Genomic DNA, 15,471 nt, shown 5'->3' with positions numbered 1-15,471 from the left:
CGAATGGCTATTTGGCAGGCGCGGTCGCCAGGGTGACCTTGTTCATGAAGTTCTCCGCCTGCCCCTTCACGACCAGCGGGAAGGCGTCGGCGACGGCGTCGATCAGCGGGTCGAGCCAGCTCTGCTCGGCCTTGGCGAAGTCGTGGAGCACATAGCCGCTGACCCGGTCCTTGTCGCCCGGATGGCCGATGCCCAGGCGGATGCGCCAGTATTCCTTGCCGAGATGCGCGTCGATGGAGCGCAGGCCGTTGTGCCCGCCATGGCCGCCGCCCTTCTTCACCCGGAGCTTGCCGGGCGGCAGGTCCAGTTCGTCATGGATGACGACGACGTCCTCGGGCTTCATCTTGAAGAACTGGACGGCCGCGGTGACCGACTGGCCGGACAGGTTCATGAAGGTGAGCGGTTCCAGGGCGATCACTTTCTCGCCGCCGATCGTGCCTTCGGCGGTCTGGCCCTGGAAGCGCTTGCGCCAGGGGCCGAAGCCGTGACGGCGGGCGATCTCCTCCACCGCCATGTAGCCGATGTTGTGCCGGTTGCGCGCGTATTCGGCGCCAGGGTTGCCCAATCCCACCAGCAGCAGCATGGCGCATTCTCCTCATCTCGAAACAGCACAAGCCGGAAACGAAACAGGGGGCCGAAGCCCCCTGTCGCAACCCCAAAGGCGGCTTCCGATCAGGAAGCGGCGGCCTCGGTGCTCTCGGCCTCTTCGGACTTCAGGCCCGACGGGGCGACGATCGTGGCGATCGTGAAGTCGCGGTCGGTGATGGTCGAGGCGACACCCTCCGGCAGCTTCACCGAAGAGATGTGGATCGAATCGCCGACGTCGTAGCCCTCGCAGGAGATCGTGATCTGCTCCGGGATGTTGCCGGCGGAGACGGTCACGTCCAGCTCGTGGCGGACGATGTTGAGCACGCCGCCGCGCTTCAGGCCCGGCGACTTCTCCTGGTCGACGAACTCGACCGGAACCTGCACGGTGGTGCGGGTGTCGGCGGAGACGCGCAGGAAGTCGACGTGCAGCGGGACGTCGGTGACCGGATGGAACTGCACGTCGCGCGGCAGGACCCGGTGGGTGGCGCCATCGACGGTGACGTCGAACAGGTGCGTGAAGAAGCCCGCCTGGTTCAGAACGCGGGTGAACGCGAACTTCTCCAGCGAAATCATGATGGGGGCCTGCTTGCCACCGTAGATCACGGCCGGGATACGGCCATCACGACGGGTCTGGCGGGCGGTCCCCTTGCCGGCCCGGTCGCGCGCTTCGGCGCTGAGCGGAACGATCTGCGTCATCGGAAGAACTCCTTGAACGGAAAAAAGCGCCAGCCTCCAGGGGTGCTGACGCGTGGGCGCGGTGATTAAGCCATGCGGGACGCGTCGTCAAGCGCAGAGTGGCCGGCTCATGGGTGGAGCCGTGGAATCGCGGGCAAGATCGACACGGATTTCACGGATTCACACACGGATGACACGGATCTTGTTGCTCCGTATGAAAGCGCGGAAGCCAAATTCCGTGGAATCCGTGCTCCGATCCGTGAAATCCGTGTCGATCTTGTTTCCCTCAGCGCGGCCTTTCGGAAACGAAAAACGGAGCCGCCGAAGCCGCTCCGTTCAACACCGTACGAAAATCGGCTGTGCCGTTACGAGAACAGGCTCGACACCGAACGCTCCTCGCTGATGCGGGTGATCGCGTCGGCGAGCAATGGGGCGATGGTGAGCTGGCGGATGTTGCGGGACACGCGCACGGCCTCGGTCGCCTGAATGCTGTCGGTGGTGACCAGCTGCTCCAGCGGCGACACGGCCACGCGGGCCACCGCACCGCCGGACAGGACGCCGTGGGTGCAATAGGCGTGGACCGACTTCGCGCCGGCGTCCATCAGGGCGACCGCGGCGTTGCACAGCGTGCCGCCCGAATCCACGATGTCGTCGAGCAGGATGCAGCGGCGGTTCTTGACGTCGCCGATGATGTTCATCACCTCCGACACGCCGGCGCGCTCACGCCGCTTGTCGATGATGGCGAGATCGGCGTCCAACCGCTTGGCCAGCGAGCGGGCGCGCACCACGCCGCCGACGTCGGGCGACACCATCGTCACCTCGCCGATGTCCTCGAAGGTCGCGCGGATGTCCTTCTCGAACACCGGGGCGGCCATCAGGTTGTCGGTCGGGATGTCGAAGAAGCCCTGGATCTGGCCCGCATGCAGGTCCATGGTCAGCACGCGGTTGGCGCCGGCCTGGGTGATGAGGTTGGCGACCAGCTTGGCCGAGATCGGCGTGCGCGGGCCGGTCTTGCGATCCTGGCGCGCATAGCCGTAGTAGGGGAGGACCGCCGTGATGCGCCGGGCCGACCCGCGACGCAGGGCGTCGATGGTGACCAGCAGCTCCATCAGGTTGTCGTTGGCCGGGAACGACGTCGACTGGACCACGAACACGTCTTCGCCGCGCACGTTCTCCAGGATTTCGACGAACACCTCCATGTCCGAAAAACGGCGGATGCTCGCTTTGGTCAGCGGCACGCCGAGACAGGTGGAGATGGCCTCGGCCAGCGGACGGTTGCTGTTGCCGGCAAGCACCTTCATCGCAGTCGGCTCTCTCTGCAGGGAATAGGTTCCGGTGCGCCCGTCAGTCCCTTGCCGACGCCGCCCCTTGAAAACGCGGCGGACCATAACAAAGGGCCGGACCTATGTAAACGTTCCATGACGGGCGGTTCAAGACGCCGCAGCCAGCCGGCCCTGCGATTCCCGCATGGCGCAAGCGTGGCGGCAGGACGCTTGCGCATCACCGCACCGCGAACTTCGCAAGGTGCGATTTCATGGGCAGGTCGGCCTTCACGAAATGGTCGAAGAACCAGAATTGCAGAAGCTCGTCCGCCTTGGCCTTAACATAGCTGTATTCGAAGGCCGACTCCTCGGCGTCCACCTGCCCGATGATGTCGTCCAGGAGGGTGGCCAGCCGGCGGTGCTGCGCCCGGTGCTCCTCCAGATGCGGGTAGCGCATCGAGGCCTGGACCCGCTCTTCCCGCAGGAAATGGCGGACCGAGACGCGGCGCAGCTCGCTCAGCAGAGCCAGCGCCGGCTTGCGCCCGGCTTCCTCGCCCGGCAGGGCGACGAAGCGGCGGATCAACTCGTGCTGCATCCGGTGGTCGGCGTCCAGCCCGCCGTTGTCGAGCACCATCCGCGCGCTGCGCCAGTCGCTTCGTCCGTCGCCGCCCCGCCCGTCGCCCCGATGCGTGTCTTCCCGGTGCGCGTCCATCGTCATGCCGGCGTCTCCCTCTCCGGAATGCCCTCACCCCTGAGAATCAATCTTACCCGAAATGGGTCGTATCGCAATCAGTCAGAGGTAAGAACAAATTTCGGGTGGGTACTTTTCTGTCGTGCTCAGCCCTGAAGGACGATGGCCGACAGGCCGCGCCCATAGTCCTTTTCGCCGCGCAGGCAGGACCGGCGGTAGCTGAAGAAGCGATCCTCCTCGACCACCGTGTCGTTGGGGCAGCGCTGGATGATCTCCACCCCGGTGTCGCCCAGGCGGCGGGTGATGTAGCCGGCCAGATCGAACAGGAAATGATCCGGGCGGCGGGCCGGCGCGAAATAGTCGCGGTTGCGCGGGTCTTCTTCCAGGAAGAGGGCGGGGAATTCCGGCCCGACCTCGTAGGAGCGCTGGGCGATGCAGGGGCCGATGGCGGCGACGATGCGGTTGCGCTTGGCGCCCAGCTCCTCCATCCGCGCGATGGTCGCTTCCAGCACGCCGCCCTTGGCGCCCTTCCAGCCGGCGTGGGCGGCGCCGATGACGCGCGCCTTCTCGTCGGCGAACAGCACCGGGGCGCAGTCGGCGGTCAGGATGCCCAGCGCGATGCCCGGACGGTCGGTCGCCATGGCGTCGGCGTGGGGCGCCTGATCGGGCGCCCAGGGCTCGGTGACGGCGACGCAGGTCGGGCTGTGCACCTGATAGCAGGTGACGAGACGCTCCGGCGGAACGTCCATGCGGGCCGCGGCGCGCGCGCGGTTCTCCGCCACGGCGGCGGGCGCGTCCCCGGACCCGAAGCCGACGTTCAGCGAGGCGTACAGCCCCGTCGACACGCCGCCGGTGCGGGTGAAGAAGGCGTGTCGGATGTGAGTGATGTCGTTCAGCGCGCCAAGCGTAATCACGAACCCGTCCCTTTGCTGTCGCGGTCTCTTGTTTGGGATGCCAGTGTCTAGGATGCCAATTCCGGGCTTTCGAAGCCCGCCGGAGGCCCCAGGCCGGGGGAGGCGAGGGCCAACACCTTGAAGAGGGTGCCCATTTGGTTGGGCGCGATCAAGCGGGCCAATGCGGAATCGATGTCCGCGGCCTGCGTCGCCGTGGCGCTGCGCTTCAGCGCGGCGGCGCGCGGCTGGATGCCCAGCCGGACCAGCCAGTCGCCCTGATCCACCGGGCCGAAGCTCTCCGCCCCCCCCTCGCGCGCCGCCGCGGCGATGGCGGCGAAATCCACATGGGCGGTCAGGTCGGCCTCGCCCGGCGCGTCCAGCACCGGGGCGTAGGCGTGGCGGCGCAGCGCCTGGAGCGTGTCGCCGACCACCGGCCCGCCGCGGTAGCCGTAGTCGATCACCAGTGCCGCGCCGGGGTGGGCGGCCAGACGCTCCCCGATCAGCCGGGCGACCGCCTGGGACGCCGGGGAGACCTCGACCACGCTGCCTTCCGGCGCGTCGCGCAGGGCCGGCGGGATCAGCCGGGCGCCGGCGCTGCCGAAGGCCTCCAGGACGAAGCGGAAGAGGGGTGTGTCCGTGGATTCTGTGCTGTCGATGTCGATCAGCCGCTCGAACCAGCCGTGGTTGGTCTTCTGGACCTGACGGATGGGCAGGGCGTCGAAGAACTCGTTGGCAAGGATCAGGGCCGGGCCTTCGGGGACATCCTCCAGCCGGTCGTGCCAAGCGACCGGAAGGCCGGCCAGGGTTTCCTTCTGGCGGGCGCGCAGCGTCGGGCTGGTCTCGACCAGATGGACCCGGGCGGCCTCGCGGAAGGCCGGGACGAGCGCGGCGGCGCGCAGGGCGTCCTGCATCAGCGTGCCGCGGCCTGGCCCCAGCTCCACCAGATGGAAGGGGGCGGGGCCGCCGAGCCGCGCCCAGGTATCGACGCACCACAGCCCGGCCAGCTCGCCGAACATCTGGCTGATTTCCGGGGCGGTGGTGAAGTCGCCGGACACGCCGAAGGGGTCCTGGCGCATGTAGTAGCCGAAGCGCGGATGCCCCAGCGCCTCCGCCATGAAGGCGGCGACCGACAGCGGCCCGTCCATCATGATGCGGCGGGCGAGGTGGTGGGCGAGGCTGTCCGGGGCGTCACTCATGGCGGAACCTTGCGACCTCAGACGGCGGCGGGGCGGCGGCGGGCCTGGGCGACCAGCCACACACCGAACAGAACCATCGGCACCGACAGAAGTTGTCCCATCGTCGCCCCGGCGTAGAGGAAGCCCAGCTGCGCGTCCGGCTCGCGGAAGAACTCCGCGATGATTCGCGACAGGCCGTAGCCGATGAAGAAGATGCCCGCCGTCATGCCGGCCCGACCGCGCACGGCCGGCATCCGCACCAGGATGGCCAGGAGGACGAACAGCACCGCCCCTTCCAGGAAGGCTTCATAGAGCTGGCTGGGGTGCCGCGGCACCTGCAGCGGGTCGCGCGGGAACACCACCGCCCAGGACACGTCGGGCGCCGGGCGGCCGTACAGCTCGCCGTTGATGAAGTTGGCGATTCGGCCGAAGAACAGCCCGATGGGGGCCGCCGCGGCGATCAGGTCGCCGAAGGCCAACGGCGACAGGCCCCGCTTCCAGCAGAACAGCAGGATCGCGCCCAGGACGCCGATCAGCCCGCCGTGGAAGGACATGCCGCCGTGCCAGACCATCAGCGCGTCGAGCGGATTCTGGAGGTAGAAGGGCAGGTTGTAGAACAGCACGTAGCCGATGCGCCCGCCCAGGATGACGCCGACCACGGCCCAGGTCAGGAAGTCGTCGTAATCCTCCGCCGAGGGACGGCCCGGCGTGCTGCGGGCCAGCGCCAGGCAGTAGCGCCAGCCGAGCACGAAGCCCGCGAGATAGGCCAGCGCGTACCAGCGGATGACGATCGGCCCGAGTTCGAACGCCACGGGATCGATGGCGGGAAAGGCGATGGCGAGCATGCGCGGCGGGAGCCTTGTGTTGTTTGGGCTGTTGTCTGGGCGTTTCCCCGGTCGGGGAGAGGCGGGACCGTCAGCGGTAGGGGTCGGGCTGCGACAGGAAATCCTGGACGTAGCGGCGCACGCCCTCCTCCAGCTCGGTGAAGGGCCGGTCGAACCCGGCGGCGCGCAGGCGTTCGGTGCGCGCCTCGGTGAAATACTGGTACTTGCCCTGAAGCTCGGCCGGCATGTCGAAATACTCGACGCGCGGCTCCAGCCCCAGAGCGGCGAAGGTGGCGAGCGCCAGATCCTTGAAGCTGCGCGCCTTGCCGGTGCCGACGTTGAACAGCCCGCTGACCTGCGGGTTGTCGTACAGCCACAGCATCACCGCCACGCAGTCGTCCACGAAGATGAAGTCGCGGAGCTGCCCGCCGTCCTCGAACTCCGGACGGTGCGACTTGAACAGGCGCGCCGGCTCCCCGGCCTTGAGCTTGGGGTGCAGCTTGGCGACGACGCTCATCATGTCGTCCTTGTGCCGCTCGTTCGGGCCGTAGACGTTGAAGAACTTCAGGCCCGCCCATTGCGGCGGCAGGATGTCGCCTTCCGTCACCACGCGGGCGACGCGGCGGTCGATCAGATGCTTGGACCAGCCATAGGCGTTGAGCGGGCGCAGGGCCGCCAGCGCCTCCGGCGACCCGTCGTCGTCGAAGCCGGCGGAGCCGTCGCCGTAGGTCGCGGCGGAGGAGGCGTAGATCAGCCGCGCCCCCCGCCAGGAGGACCAGCGCCACAGGTCCAGCGTCAGCGCCACGTTGTTGGCGACGATCCGGTCCACGTCGCGCTCCGTCGTCGCCGAGATGGCACCGAGGTGGAAGATCACGTCGATCTCGGCGGCGTGCTGGTCGAGGAAGGCGAGCGCGTTCTCCGGCGCGACGAGGGTGGCGAGTTCCCGCTTGGCGAGATTCTGCCACTTCTCTCCATCGCCGAAGCGGTCGATCACCGCGACGTTGGTGATCCCGCGCGCGGCCAGGGCCGCCACGAGGTTCGAGCCGATGAAACCGGCCCCACCGGTGACCACGATCATGCGCTTTTCCTTGCCGCCGGACCGAAAGAAAGGACGAGCGTCCTTATAGGGTCCGGGGGGCGGGGCTGCAAGGTGGGGTGGGGCGTATGGCCGCCGTGCGACTCCGGAAGAGGCGGCTCCGGAAGATCATGCGGTGCCTTACGCGCCCTTCCGCCGCTCCTCCTCCTCGTCCAGCAGGGCCTTGCGCGACAGCTTGCCGATCATCGTCTTGGGCAACTCGCCGCGGAACTCGATCGCCTTCGGCATCTCGATGGGGGAGAGCTTGTCCTTGAGGAAGTCGATCAGCTCCTCCCGCGTCAGGGTCTTGCCGTCGTCGACGCGGATGTAGGCCTTCACCGTCTGGCCGCGGTACTCGTCGGGCAGGCCGGCGACCACGCATTCCGCGACGGCGGGGTGCAGGTAGATCGCCTCCTCCACGTTGCGCGGGTAGACGTTGAAGCCGCTGCACAGGATCATGTCCTTGATGCGGTCGACGATGTGGGTGTAGCCGTCCTCGTCCATATAGCCGACGTCGCCGGTGTGCAGGCGCCCGTCCACCAGGGTCAGCGCCGTTTCGGACGGCTTGTTCCAGTAGCCCTTCATCACCTGCGGGCCGCGGATGCACACCTCGCCCTTCTCGCCGACGGGCAGCACGCGGCGCGGCTCCTCCAGGCTGACGATCTCGATCAGGGTGCCGGGCAGGGGCAGGCCGATCGAGCCGGCCTTGTTCAGCCCGGTCACCGGATTCGCCGTGGCGACCGGCGAGGATTCGGACAGGCCGTAGCCCTCCACCAGCACGCAGCCGGTGTTCCGCTCGAACGCCTCCTTGACCTCCACCGGCAGGGGCGCGCCGCCCGACAGGCAGTAGCGGATCGAGGACAGGTCGTACTTCTCCAAGTGCTTGTGGTGGTTGATCGCCGTGTAGATGGTCGGCACCGCCGGGAACAGCGTCGGCTTCCTGGCGTGGATGGTCTCCATCACCTGATCCAGCTCGAAGCGGGGGAGCATGACGATCTCCGCCCCGATGCGGATGCTGAAATTCATCACCACCGTCATGGCGAAGACGTGGAAGAAGGGCAGCACGCCCAGCATCCGCTCCTCCCCCTGCCGCGCGCCGACGAACCACAGGCTGCACTGTTCGGTGTTGGCGTAGAGGTTGGCGTGGGTCAGCATCGCGCCCTTGGGCACACCGGTGGTGCCGCCGGTGTATTGCAGGACCGCCACGTCCTCCGCGGGGTCGATGGCGACCGGCTTCGGCGCGCCGTCGTTGGCGACGAGCCGGCGGAAGGACAGGTGGCGGTCGTCGGCGGGGATGCGCGCGACCTCCGCCCGCTTCGCGATGGGAAACAGCCAGTTCTTGGGGAAGGGCAGGATGTCGGCCATCGGGCAGATCACCAGCCGCTTCAGCCCCGATTCGGCGAGCATCCGCGCCATCTTGCCGTAGAGCACCGTGAGGTCGAGCGTGACCATCAGCTCGACGCCGCTGTCGGTGATCTGGTGGTGCAGCTCCCGCTCGGCGTAGAGAGGGTTGAAGTTCACCACCGTCCCGCCGGCCTTCAGGATCGCGAAATAGCAGATCACGAAATAGGGCGTGTTGGGCAGGAACAGCCCGACGCGCACGCCCTTGCCGACGCCGATCGCCTGGAAGCCGCGGGCGGCGCGGTCCACCATCCGCGCCACCTCCGCGTAGGTCGAGCGCTTGCCCATGAAGTCCAGGAAGGGACGTTCCGCGAAACGGGCCGCCGCATCCTCCAGCAGCGCGGTCAGCGGTTTCACCGGAATCGGCGCGTTCCAGTCCACGTCGGGCGGGTAGCCCAGGGTCCAGCTCTGGTCCGGCAGTCTGCGGGCAGCATCCCCCATCATCCTCTTCCCTCCCTTGTTCGGCTCTTGTTCGGCCCCGGTGCCCATTCAGGCTTGTGGAGGGGGCCTTTGGCGCATTGTAGCCCTTTTTGTAACCCGTCATCCGGAGAAATGGTCCCTGTGACGGGGCCGCCGCCAGACGCAAAGGGTGGGTGTGAAGAAAAAATTACGCTGGAACCCCTATTTTCTGTGTGGCTAAATTCATGCTTGGCGGATGATCCGGCGATGCCGGGTGGCGCCGAACCCGATTCACCGCGCCTGGCGCCTCGACCGAAAGGTTCGGACTCGTGTCTACAGCCGACGTGTCTACAGCCGATTCGCAATCCAGCGGCGTCTTGGAAGCTCCTTTTTCGGGCGAGGGAGTCCAGGTCCGGGTGCTGGTGAAATGGTTCGATCCGGTCAAGGGCTTCGGCTTCGCGACGCCGCAGGACGGCACGGCCGACGCCTTCCTGCACATCTCCGTTCTGAACCGGGCCGGGCTGCACGAGGTGGACGCGGGGGCGGAGCTTCTGTGCCGGGTGGTTCCGGGTGGCAAAGGGCCGCAGGTGGCCGACGTCCTGGAGGTGCTGAGCCCCGGCACGCCCGCCGAAAGCCGCAACGTGCGCCGCGATCCGGCGTCCGGTCCCGAGGAGGAGCTGGCGGGCACCGTGAAGTGGTTCAAGCCGGAGCAGGGATTCGGATTCGTCACGGCGGACGACGGGGGCAAGGATGTCTTCGTCCACAAGAGTGTCCTGCGCCGCTGCAACCTGACCGGACTGGAGTCGGGCCAGCGGGTGCTGCTGCGGGCGCGCGCCGCGCCGAAGGGGCGGGAGGCGTCCTGGATCGTGCCGCTGTGACGCGGTTGCCGGTCGTTGGAGTGATGGCGGGACACACGGACTTGTTGAATTTTCCTTAAGTGCCACGGGTTACCATCATCGACGTTTCTGCCCTTTCCAGGCTGACGGTGATGCCTCTGTCCGGACCGCTTCACTTCCAATCCTCCGCCGGAATCGAGCACCGCGGTGCGGACGGCGACGGGCCGCGCGCGGACGGCAGCTATCTGGACCACGAGTTCGGAGCCTATGTGGTGCCGGTCGTGCTGGGCCATCACCGGATCTCCGGTCGCGACGACGACATGCTGGTGACCACGCTCGGCTCCTGCGTCGCCGCCTGCATCAACGATCCGGTGGCCCGGATCGGCGGCATGAACCATTTTCTGCTGCCCGGCTCCCCGTCCGGCGGCGAGGGGTATGGGGTGGCGACCCGCTACGGCAGCGTGGCGATGGAGCGGCTGATCAACGACCTGCTGGCGCGTGGCGCGCGGCGCGAGCGGATGGAGGTCAAGCTGTTCGGGGCGGCCCGCGTCATCGACACCAGCCTGGACGTCGGCGCCGCCAACGCCGCCTTCGCGGTGGATTATGTGCGGCGGGAGGGGCTGGGGCTGGCCGTTCAGGATCTGGGCGGGGACAAGGGGCGGCGCGTCCATTTCTTCCCGGCCACCGGGCGGGCCTTCCGCCGCCTGCTGCGCCCCGAAGCGGAGCGGGAGACGGTGCATCAGGAGATGGACTATCTCCAGGCGCTGCGGCTTGCCCCCCTGGAGGGCGAGGTGGAGCTGTTCGAGCGGCGCTGACGGAAATTACTCGCGCAGGATTTCCGCGGCCTCCACGGTCATCCACTCCGCCTGGTCGTTGTCCTCGCCATCGGTGAAGAGGGCGACGGTCACCGGCTCCTCCCCCGACTTGCGGGCGGGGAAGTGATAGGCGCAGGCCGACCCGCCCGGCCCGCCGCCGGTGTGTCCCCAATAGGGTCCAGCCTGCCCGTCGCGCTCCACCATCAGGCCGAGGCCGTAGCCCGGTTCCACCCACGGGCGCCCGCGCATCGTCCCCGGCACCGGAAAGGACTCCTGCATGCGCGCCGCCAGGGTGCCGGGCAGCAAACCGTCCGCGAACAGCGCGTGGAAAAGGCCGGCGATGTCCGCCGCCGTCGCGGCCACCACGCCGTGGGCCACCCAGCCAGGGTGGTAGAGGGCGGACACGTCGGCGGGCGGACCGTCCTTGCCGCCGAGATAGGGGCTGGGGCCGGTCCACAGGCCGGACAGGTCGTCGCGCTCCGTCGGCACCGACCAACCGGTCAGGCCCAGCGGGGCGAACAGCTCGCGGTCGAGGGCCTGGGCGAAGGGCAGGCCTGAGGCCCGCTCCAGCACCCGTTTCGCCAGCAGATAGCCGATGTTGGAATAGGAGAATTCCCGCCCCGGCGGGGCGAACAGGTCGGCGGCGCGGCAGCGCTCCAGGAAGCCGTCCTCGCTCCATGGCTCCTCGCCCGCCCGCACGGCGGCGTGGTAGGCGGGGCTGCCGCCGTAATTGCGCAGCCCGGCGCGGTGGGCCAGAAGCTGGGCCAGGGTGATCCGGTCGGCCGCCGCGAAGTCCGGCAACCAGCGGTCCAGCGGAGCGTCGAGGTCGATCCGGCCCTGTCCGCACAGGCGCAGCAGGGCGGCGGCGGTCAGCGTCTTGGTGATGCTGTAGACGAGGAAGCGTGCGGTGACCGGCGGAGGCGCCGCGCCGCCGCGGGCGAGGCCGGCGGTCCAGGAGCGCGGACCCGAACGGACCGCCACCGCCGCGGCGCGGGCCGCGGCGGGGCCGTCGCCCTCGTCGAGACAGGCGACGAGGCGGTCGGTCAACAGGTCGATGTGCCGGGTCGGAAGGGCGGCGTCAGTGTCCACGGAACCATCCCTCAAAAAACGAAGGCCCCCAGGGTGGGGGCCTTCGCGTCGTCGGGTACCGGTCAGTCGCGCTTCACCGTGTCGGCGTCGAGCGCCGCCTGGGCGGCGGCCAGACGGGCGATCGGCACGCGGTAGGGCGAACAGGACACGTAATCCAGCCCGACCTTCTCGCAGAAGGAGATGGAGGCCGGGTCGCCGCCATGCTCGCCGCAGATGCCGAGCTTGATGTTCGGACGGGTCTTGCGGCCGCGCTCGGTGGCGATGGCGATCAGCTCGCCCACGCCGTCCTGGTCCAGCGTCTGGAACGGGTCGTGCTCCAGGATGCCCTGGCGCTGGTACTCCGGCAGGAAGGCGCCGGCGTCGTCGCGCGACAGGCCGAAGGTCGTCTGGGTCAGGTCGTTCGTGCCGTAGGAGAAGAACTCCGCCGTCTCGGCGATCTCACCGGCCTTCAGCGCGGCGCGCGGCAGCTCGATCATGGTGCCGACCATGTACTCGAACGTGACGCCGGTCGAGTCCATGACCTCCTTGGCGACGCGGTCGACGACGGCCTTGAGGATGTCCAGCTCCTTCTTGGTGCCGATGAGCGGGATCATGACCTCCGGCATCACCGTCTCGCCCGTGGTCTGGGAGACTTCGGCGACCGCGCTGAAGATGGCGCGGGCCTGCATCTCGTAGATCTCGGGGTAGGTGATGCCGAGGCGGCAGCCGCGATGGCCGAGCATCGGGTTGGCCTCGTGGAGCTGCACCACGCGGTGGTTCACCTTGAGCTGGTCGGTGCCGGTGGCCTTGGCGACCTCCGCCATCTCGGCCTCGGTGTTGGGCAGGAACTCGTGCAGCGGCGGGTCGAGCAGGCGGATGGTCACCGGCAGGCCCGACATGATCGTGAACAGCTCGACGAAGTCCTTCTTCTGGAAGGGCTCCAGCTTCGCCAGCGCGGCGCGGCGGCCGGCCTCGCTCTCCGCCAGGATCATCTCGCGCACCGCCAGGATGCGGTCCGGGTCGAAGAACATGTGCTCGGTGCGCGACAGGCCGATGCCCTCCGCGCCGAACTTCCGCGCGGTGCGGGCGTCCAGCGGGGTTTCCGCGTTGGTGCGGATCTTCATGCGGCGCAGCGAATCGGCCCAGCCCATCAGCGTGGCGAAGTCGCCCGACAGCTCCGGCTGGATCGTCGGCACCTGGCCCAGCATCACCTCGCCGGTCGAGCCGTCGATGGTGACGATGTCGCCTTCCTTGATGGTGACGCCGCGGACCGACATGGTCCTGGTCTTGTAGTCCACGCGCAGGTCACCGGCGCCCGACACGCAGGCGCGGCCCATGCCGCGGGCCACCACGGCGGCGTGGCTGGTCATGCCGCCGCGGGTGGTCAGGATGCCGCGGGCGGCGTGCATGCCGTGGATGTCCTCAGGCGAGGTCTCCACGCGGCAGAGGATGACCGCCTCGCCCTGGCCGGCCAGGGTCTCCGCCTCGTCGGCGGTGAAGACGACCTTGCCCGAGGCGGCGCCCGGCGACGCCGGCAGGCCCTTGGCGATGACCTTGCGCTCCGCCTTCGGGTCCAGCGTCGGGTGGAGGAGCTGGTCGAGCGAGGCCGGGTCGATGCGGCGCACGGCCTCGGCCTTGTCGATCAGCCCTTCGCTGGCCAGATCGACGGCGATCTTCAGCGCCGCCGGGGCGGTGCGCTTGCCGTTGCGGGTCTGCAGCATGAACAGCTTGTTCTGCTGGACCGTGAACTCGATGTCCTGCATGTCGCGGTAGTGCTTCTCCAGCGTGAGGCGGACCTCGTTCAGCTGGTTGAAGACCTCCGGCATGACCTCTTCCATGGCGGGCAGGTCGGACTTGTTGGCCTCCTTGCCGGCGATGGTCAGGTGCTGCGGCGTGCGGATGCCGGCCACCACGTCCTCGCCCTGGGCGTTGACGAGGTATTCGCCGTAGAAGGCGTTCTCGCCGGTGGACGGGTTGCGGGTGAAGGCCACGCCGGTGGCGCAGTCGTTGCCCATGTTGCCGAACACCATGCACTGCACGTTGACGGCGGTGCCCCAGTCGGCGGGGATGTCGTGCAGCTTGCGGTAGGTGTTGGCGCGGGCGTTCATCCAGGAACCGAACACGGCGCCGACGGCGCCCCACAGCTGCTCCTGCACGTCCTGCGGGAAGGGCTTGCCGAGCTCGTGCTCGACGGCCTTCTTGTAATCCTCGATGACGGCCTGCCAGTCGGCGGCGCTCAGATCGGTGTCGAGGTTGTGGTTCTTGTCGCGCTTGTGGTTGTCCAGGATCTCCTCAAAGTGGTGGTGGTCAACGTCCAGCACCACGTTCGAGTACATCTGGATGAAGCGGCGGTAGCTGTCGTAGGCGAATCGGGCGTCGCCCGAGCGCTTGGCGAGGCCGGCGGCGGTCGCGTCGTTCAGGCCGAGATTCAGCACCGTGTCCATCATGCCCGGCATGGAGGCGCGGGCGCCGGAGCGCACCGAGACCAGCAGCGGGTTGGCCGGATCGCCGAAGGTGGCGCCCATGGCCTGCTCCAGCTGCTTGACCGCGGCGTCCACCTGGGCCTTCAGCTCCGGCGGATAGTTGCGGCCGTTGGCATAGAAATAGGTGCAGACCTCGGTCGTGATGGTGAAACCCGGAGGAACCGGGAGGCCCAGGTTGGCCATCTCGGCCAGATTGGCTCCCTTGCCGCCGAGCAGATTCTTCATGTCCGCCCGGCCTTCGGTGGCATCGGCACCGAAGCAGTAAACCCACTTGTTCTCGCCCTGGCTCGCCATCGTGAAATCCTCGTTCACCTCTATGGTCGTCCGGCCGTCGGCTGTGCGGGGAACCGGTGAAGGTCAGCTCCGCGAACGGGTGTCCTTCTGGTATGACCGCGCAACCGCATCCGATGGAGCCCCTTCTAGCCCCCCGCGGAAGGAGAACACAAGACGATCCGTTGCATAGCGTGAGCGCGACGGTGCTGATCCCATTTATGCCACGGCGCGCGAAAGGGGCAGGCCGGACGGAAAACTACCCCTTATCCCTTGCGCGAAAAGGGAAATCCGCCGTGGCCCTTACGGACCGCGGGCAAGATCCAGCACGGCGTCGGTGGCCGGCGGCGGTGGGCGTTCGCGGTCGGCGCCGCGGCGGCTGCGGAAGGTCCGGAAGGCGATGGCCATCCAGGTGCCGTGAAAGGCCAGGCCGCAGAGCAGGACGATCTCCCCCGGCACCGGCCCGATGGTCGCCCGCGCGAACAACTCGTCCAGGTTCGACAGGGGGACCGGATGGATCATCAGCTTGCCCAGATAGGCCACCACTTGGATCAGGAAAATCCAGCCGTAGTTCCGCCGCAGCCGGCGGCCCACCGCCTCCAGGTAGGTGATGTGCAGGTTGGGGTGCTGGTAGTCCTGGAACAGCGTCTCGTTCCAGCCCCGGGCGAACTGGTCGCCCTGGCCGCGCAGGATCGGGCCGAGAAAGTACAGCTCCAGCACATGGGCGCGGATTCGCCAGAAGTCGAAGAAGCGGTAGCGCCGCGCCTCGATGTAGAGGAACACGGCGACCAGAAGCCCCACCAGCACCAGCGGCAGGGGGGAGGCGGTGGCGCTGCTGAAGGTCAGCGACAGGGCGATGCCGGTGGTGACCACCGCCCAGTTGGTCGTGGCGTCCAGCCGGGTGCGCCAGACGGTGCTGCGGTAGATCTCGGCCCTGTAGAGATGCGACAGGGCCGTGACCTCGGCCGAGGTGTAGTGGGTCTTGGGTGCTTTGGCGGCGATGTCGTCCATGCTCG

Annotated in this window: 14 protein-coding genes; 2 read left to right on the top strand and 12 right to left on the bottom strand. The window is 68.2% G+C overall.

All coding sequences use genetic code 11. The features are described from left to right. Positions 1-7 precede the first annotated feature (7 nt). The 9 genes from pth to JJL56_RS27675 form a co-directional block, all read right to left on the bottom strand. The gene (gene pth, locus JJL56_RS27715) at positions 8-583 is read right to left on the bottom strand and encodes an aminoacyl-tRNA hydrolase (RefSeq protein WP_145628159.1); all 576 of its coding nucleotides are present in this window, start codon (positions 581-583) and stop codon (positions 8-10) included. Between the two features lie 89 nt (positions 584-672). Next, positions 673-1,284 (bottom strand): 50S ribosomal protein L25/general stress protein Ctc, encoded by a 612-nt coding sequence (locus JJL56_RS27710; protein WP_094304063.1) that lies wholly within the window; start codon positions 1,282-1,284, stop codon positions 673-675. A 344-nt stretch (positions 1,285-1,628) separates the two neighbouring features. Next, entirely contained in the window at positions 1,629-2,564 is a 936-nt protein-coding gene (locus JJL56_RS27705; protein ID WP_014199935.1) for a ribose-phosphate pyrophosphokinase, read from the bottom strand. Between the two features lie 199 nt (positions 2,565-2,763). After that, entirely contained in the window at positions 2,764-3,243 is a 480-nt protein-coding gene (locus tag JJL56_RS27700) for a bacteriohemerythrin (protein WP_145628161.1), read from the bottom strand. Positions 3,244-3,362: 119 nt separating this feature from the next. Further along, positions 3,363-4,130, bottom strand: coding sequence for a peptidoglycan editing factor PgeF (gene pgeF / locus JJL56_RS27695; RefSeq protein WP_200487042.1), 768 nt, complete (start codon positions 4,128-4,130; stop codon positions 3,363-3,365). Between the two features lie 47 nt (positions 4,131-4,177). Continuing rightward, positions 4,178-5,305 (bottom strand): class I SAM-dependent methyltransferase, encoded by a 1,128-nt coding sequence (locus JJL56_RS27690; protein ID WP_200487041.1) that lies wholly within the window; start codon positions 5,303-5,305, stop codon positions 4,178-4,180. Positions 5,306-5,322: 17 nt separating this feature from the next. After that, on the bottom strand, positions 5,323-6,129 hold the full coding sequence (gene lgt, locus JJL56_RS27685; RefSeq protein ID WP_109469398.1) for a prolipoprotein diacylglyceryl transferase: 807 nt from the start codon (positions 6,127-6,129) through the stop codon (positions 5,323-5,325). A 70-nt stretch (positions 6,130-6,199) separates the two neighbouring features. Continuing rightward, the gene (rfaD, locus tag JJL56_RS27680; protein ID WP_200487040.1) at positions 6,200-7,186 is read right to left on the bottom strand and encodes an ADP-glyceromanno-heptose 6-epimerase; all 987 of its coding nucleotides are present in this window, start codon (positions 7,184-7,186) and stop codon (positions 6,200-6,202) included. 138 nt (positions 7,187-7,324) lie between these two features. Continuing rightward, positions 7,325-9,025: a long-chain-fatty-acid--CoA ligase gene (locus tag JJL56_RS27675; RefSeq protein ID WP_247891295.1), complete on the bottom strand. Its 1,701-nt coding sequence runs from the start codon at positions 9,023-9,025 to the stop codon at positions 7,325-7,327. A gap of 374 nt (positions 9,026-9,399) precedes the next feature. Between JJL56_RS27675 and JJL56_RS33785 the strand changes: the two genes are divergently transcribed. Next, the gene (locus JJL56_RS33785; protein ID WP_345772653.1) at positions 9,400-9,861 is read left to right on the top strand and encodes a cold-shock protein; all 462 of its coding nucleotides are present in this window, start codon (positions 9,400-9,402) and stop codon (positions 9,859-9,861) included. Between the two features lie 110 nt (positions 9,862-9,971). Next, positions 9,972-10,634, top strand: coding sequence for a chemotaxis protein (locus JJL56_RS27665; protein ID WP_145628173.1), 663 nt, complete (start codon positions 9,972-9,974; stop codon positions 10,632-10,634). 6 nt (positions 10,635-10,640) lie between these two features. On the opposite strand, the gene JJL56_RS27660 is transcribed toward JJL56_RS27665, so the two are convergent. From JJL56_RS27660 to JJL56_RS27650, 3 genes are all read right to left on the bottom strand, one after another. Next, positions 10,641-11,723, bottom strand: coding sequence for a serine hydrolase (locus JJL56_RS27660; protein ID WP_200487039.1), 1,083 nt, complete (start codon positions 11,721-11,723; stop codon positions 10,641-10,643). A gap of 62 nt (positions 11,724-11,785) precedes the next feature. Then, the gene (gene ppdK, locus JJL56_RS27655; protein WP_145628280.1) at positions 11,786-14,479 is read right to left on the bottom strand and encodes a pyruvate, phosphate dikinase; all 2,694 of its coding nucleotides are present in this window, start codon (positions 14,477-14,479) and stop codon (positions 11,786-11,788) included. 279 nt (positions 14,480-14,758) lie between these two features. Further along, positions 14,759-15,466 carry a DUF2270 domain-containing protein gene (locus tag JJL56_RS27650; protein ID WP_145628177.1) on the bottom strand — a complete coding sequence of 236 codons (708 nt, stop codon included), beginning with the start codon at positions 15,464-15,466 and terminating at the stop codon, positions 14,759-14,761. Between the last annotated feature and the right edge of the window lie 5 nt (positions 15,467-15,471).

It is taken from the genome of Azospirillum aestuarii (assembly GCF_016632405.1).
GTDB lineage: Bacteria > Pseudomonadota > Alphaproteobacteria > Azospirillales > Azospirillaceae > Azospirillum > Azospirillum aestuarii.
Note: the sequence above shows the minus strand (reverse complement) of the source record. Positions and strands in the feature narration are given on the sequence as shown.

Bases quoted from the DNA above. Each gene is read 5' to 3' on its own strand.
- pth (WP_145628159.1), bottom strand. From the start codon at position 583: ATGCTGCTGCTGGTGGGATTGGGCAACCCTGGCGCCGAATACGCGCGC.
- rfaD (WP_200487040.1), bottom strand. From the start codon at position 7,186: ATGATCGTGGTCACCGGTGGGGCCGGTTTCATCGGCTCGAACCTCGTG.
- JJL56_RS27650 (WP_145628177.1), bottom strand. From the start codon at position 15,466: ATGGACGACATCGCCGCCAAAGCACCCAAGACCCACTACACCTCGGCC.
- ppdK (WP_145628280.1), bottom strand. From the start codon at position 14,479: ATGGCGAGCCAGGGCGAGAACAAGTGGGTTTACTGCTTCGGTGCCGAT.
- JJL56_RS27710 (WP_094304063.1), bottom strand. From the start codon at position 1,284: ATGACGCAGATCGTTCCGCTCAGCGCCGAAGCGCGCGACCGGGCCGGC.
- JJL56_RS27705 (WP_014199935.1), bottom strand. From the start codon at position 2,564: ATGAAGGTGCTTGCCGGCAACAGCAACCGTCCGCTGGCCGAGGCCATC.
- JJL56_RS27665 (WP_145628173.1), top strand. From the start codon at position 9,972: ATGCCTCTGTCCGGACCGCTTCACTTCCAATCCTCCGCCGGAATCGAG.
- JJL56_RS27690 (WP_200487041.1), bottom strand. From the start codon at position 5,305: ATGAGTGACGCCCCGGACAGCCTCGCCCACCACCTCGCCCGCCGCATC.
- lgt (WP_109469398.1), bottom strand. From the start codon at position 6,129: ATGCTCGCCATCGCCTTTCCCGCCATCGATCCCGTGGCGTTCGAACTC.
- JJL56_RS27700 (WP_145628161.1), bottom strand. From the start codon at position 3,243: ATGACGATGGACGCGCACCGGGAAGACACGCATCGGGGCGACGGGCGG.
- JJL56_RS27675 (WP_247891295.1), bottom strand. From the start codon at position 9,025: ATGGGGGATGCTGCCCGCAGACTGCCGGACCAGAGCTGGACCCTGGGC.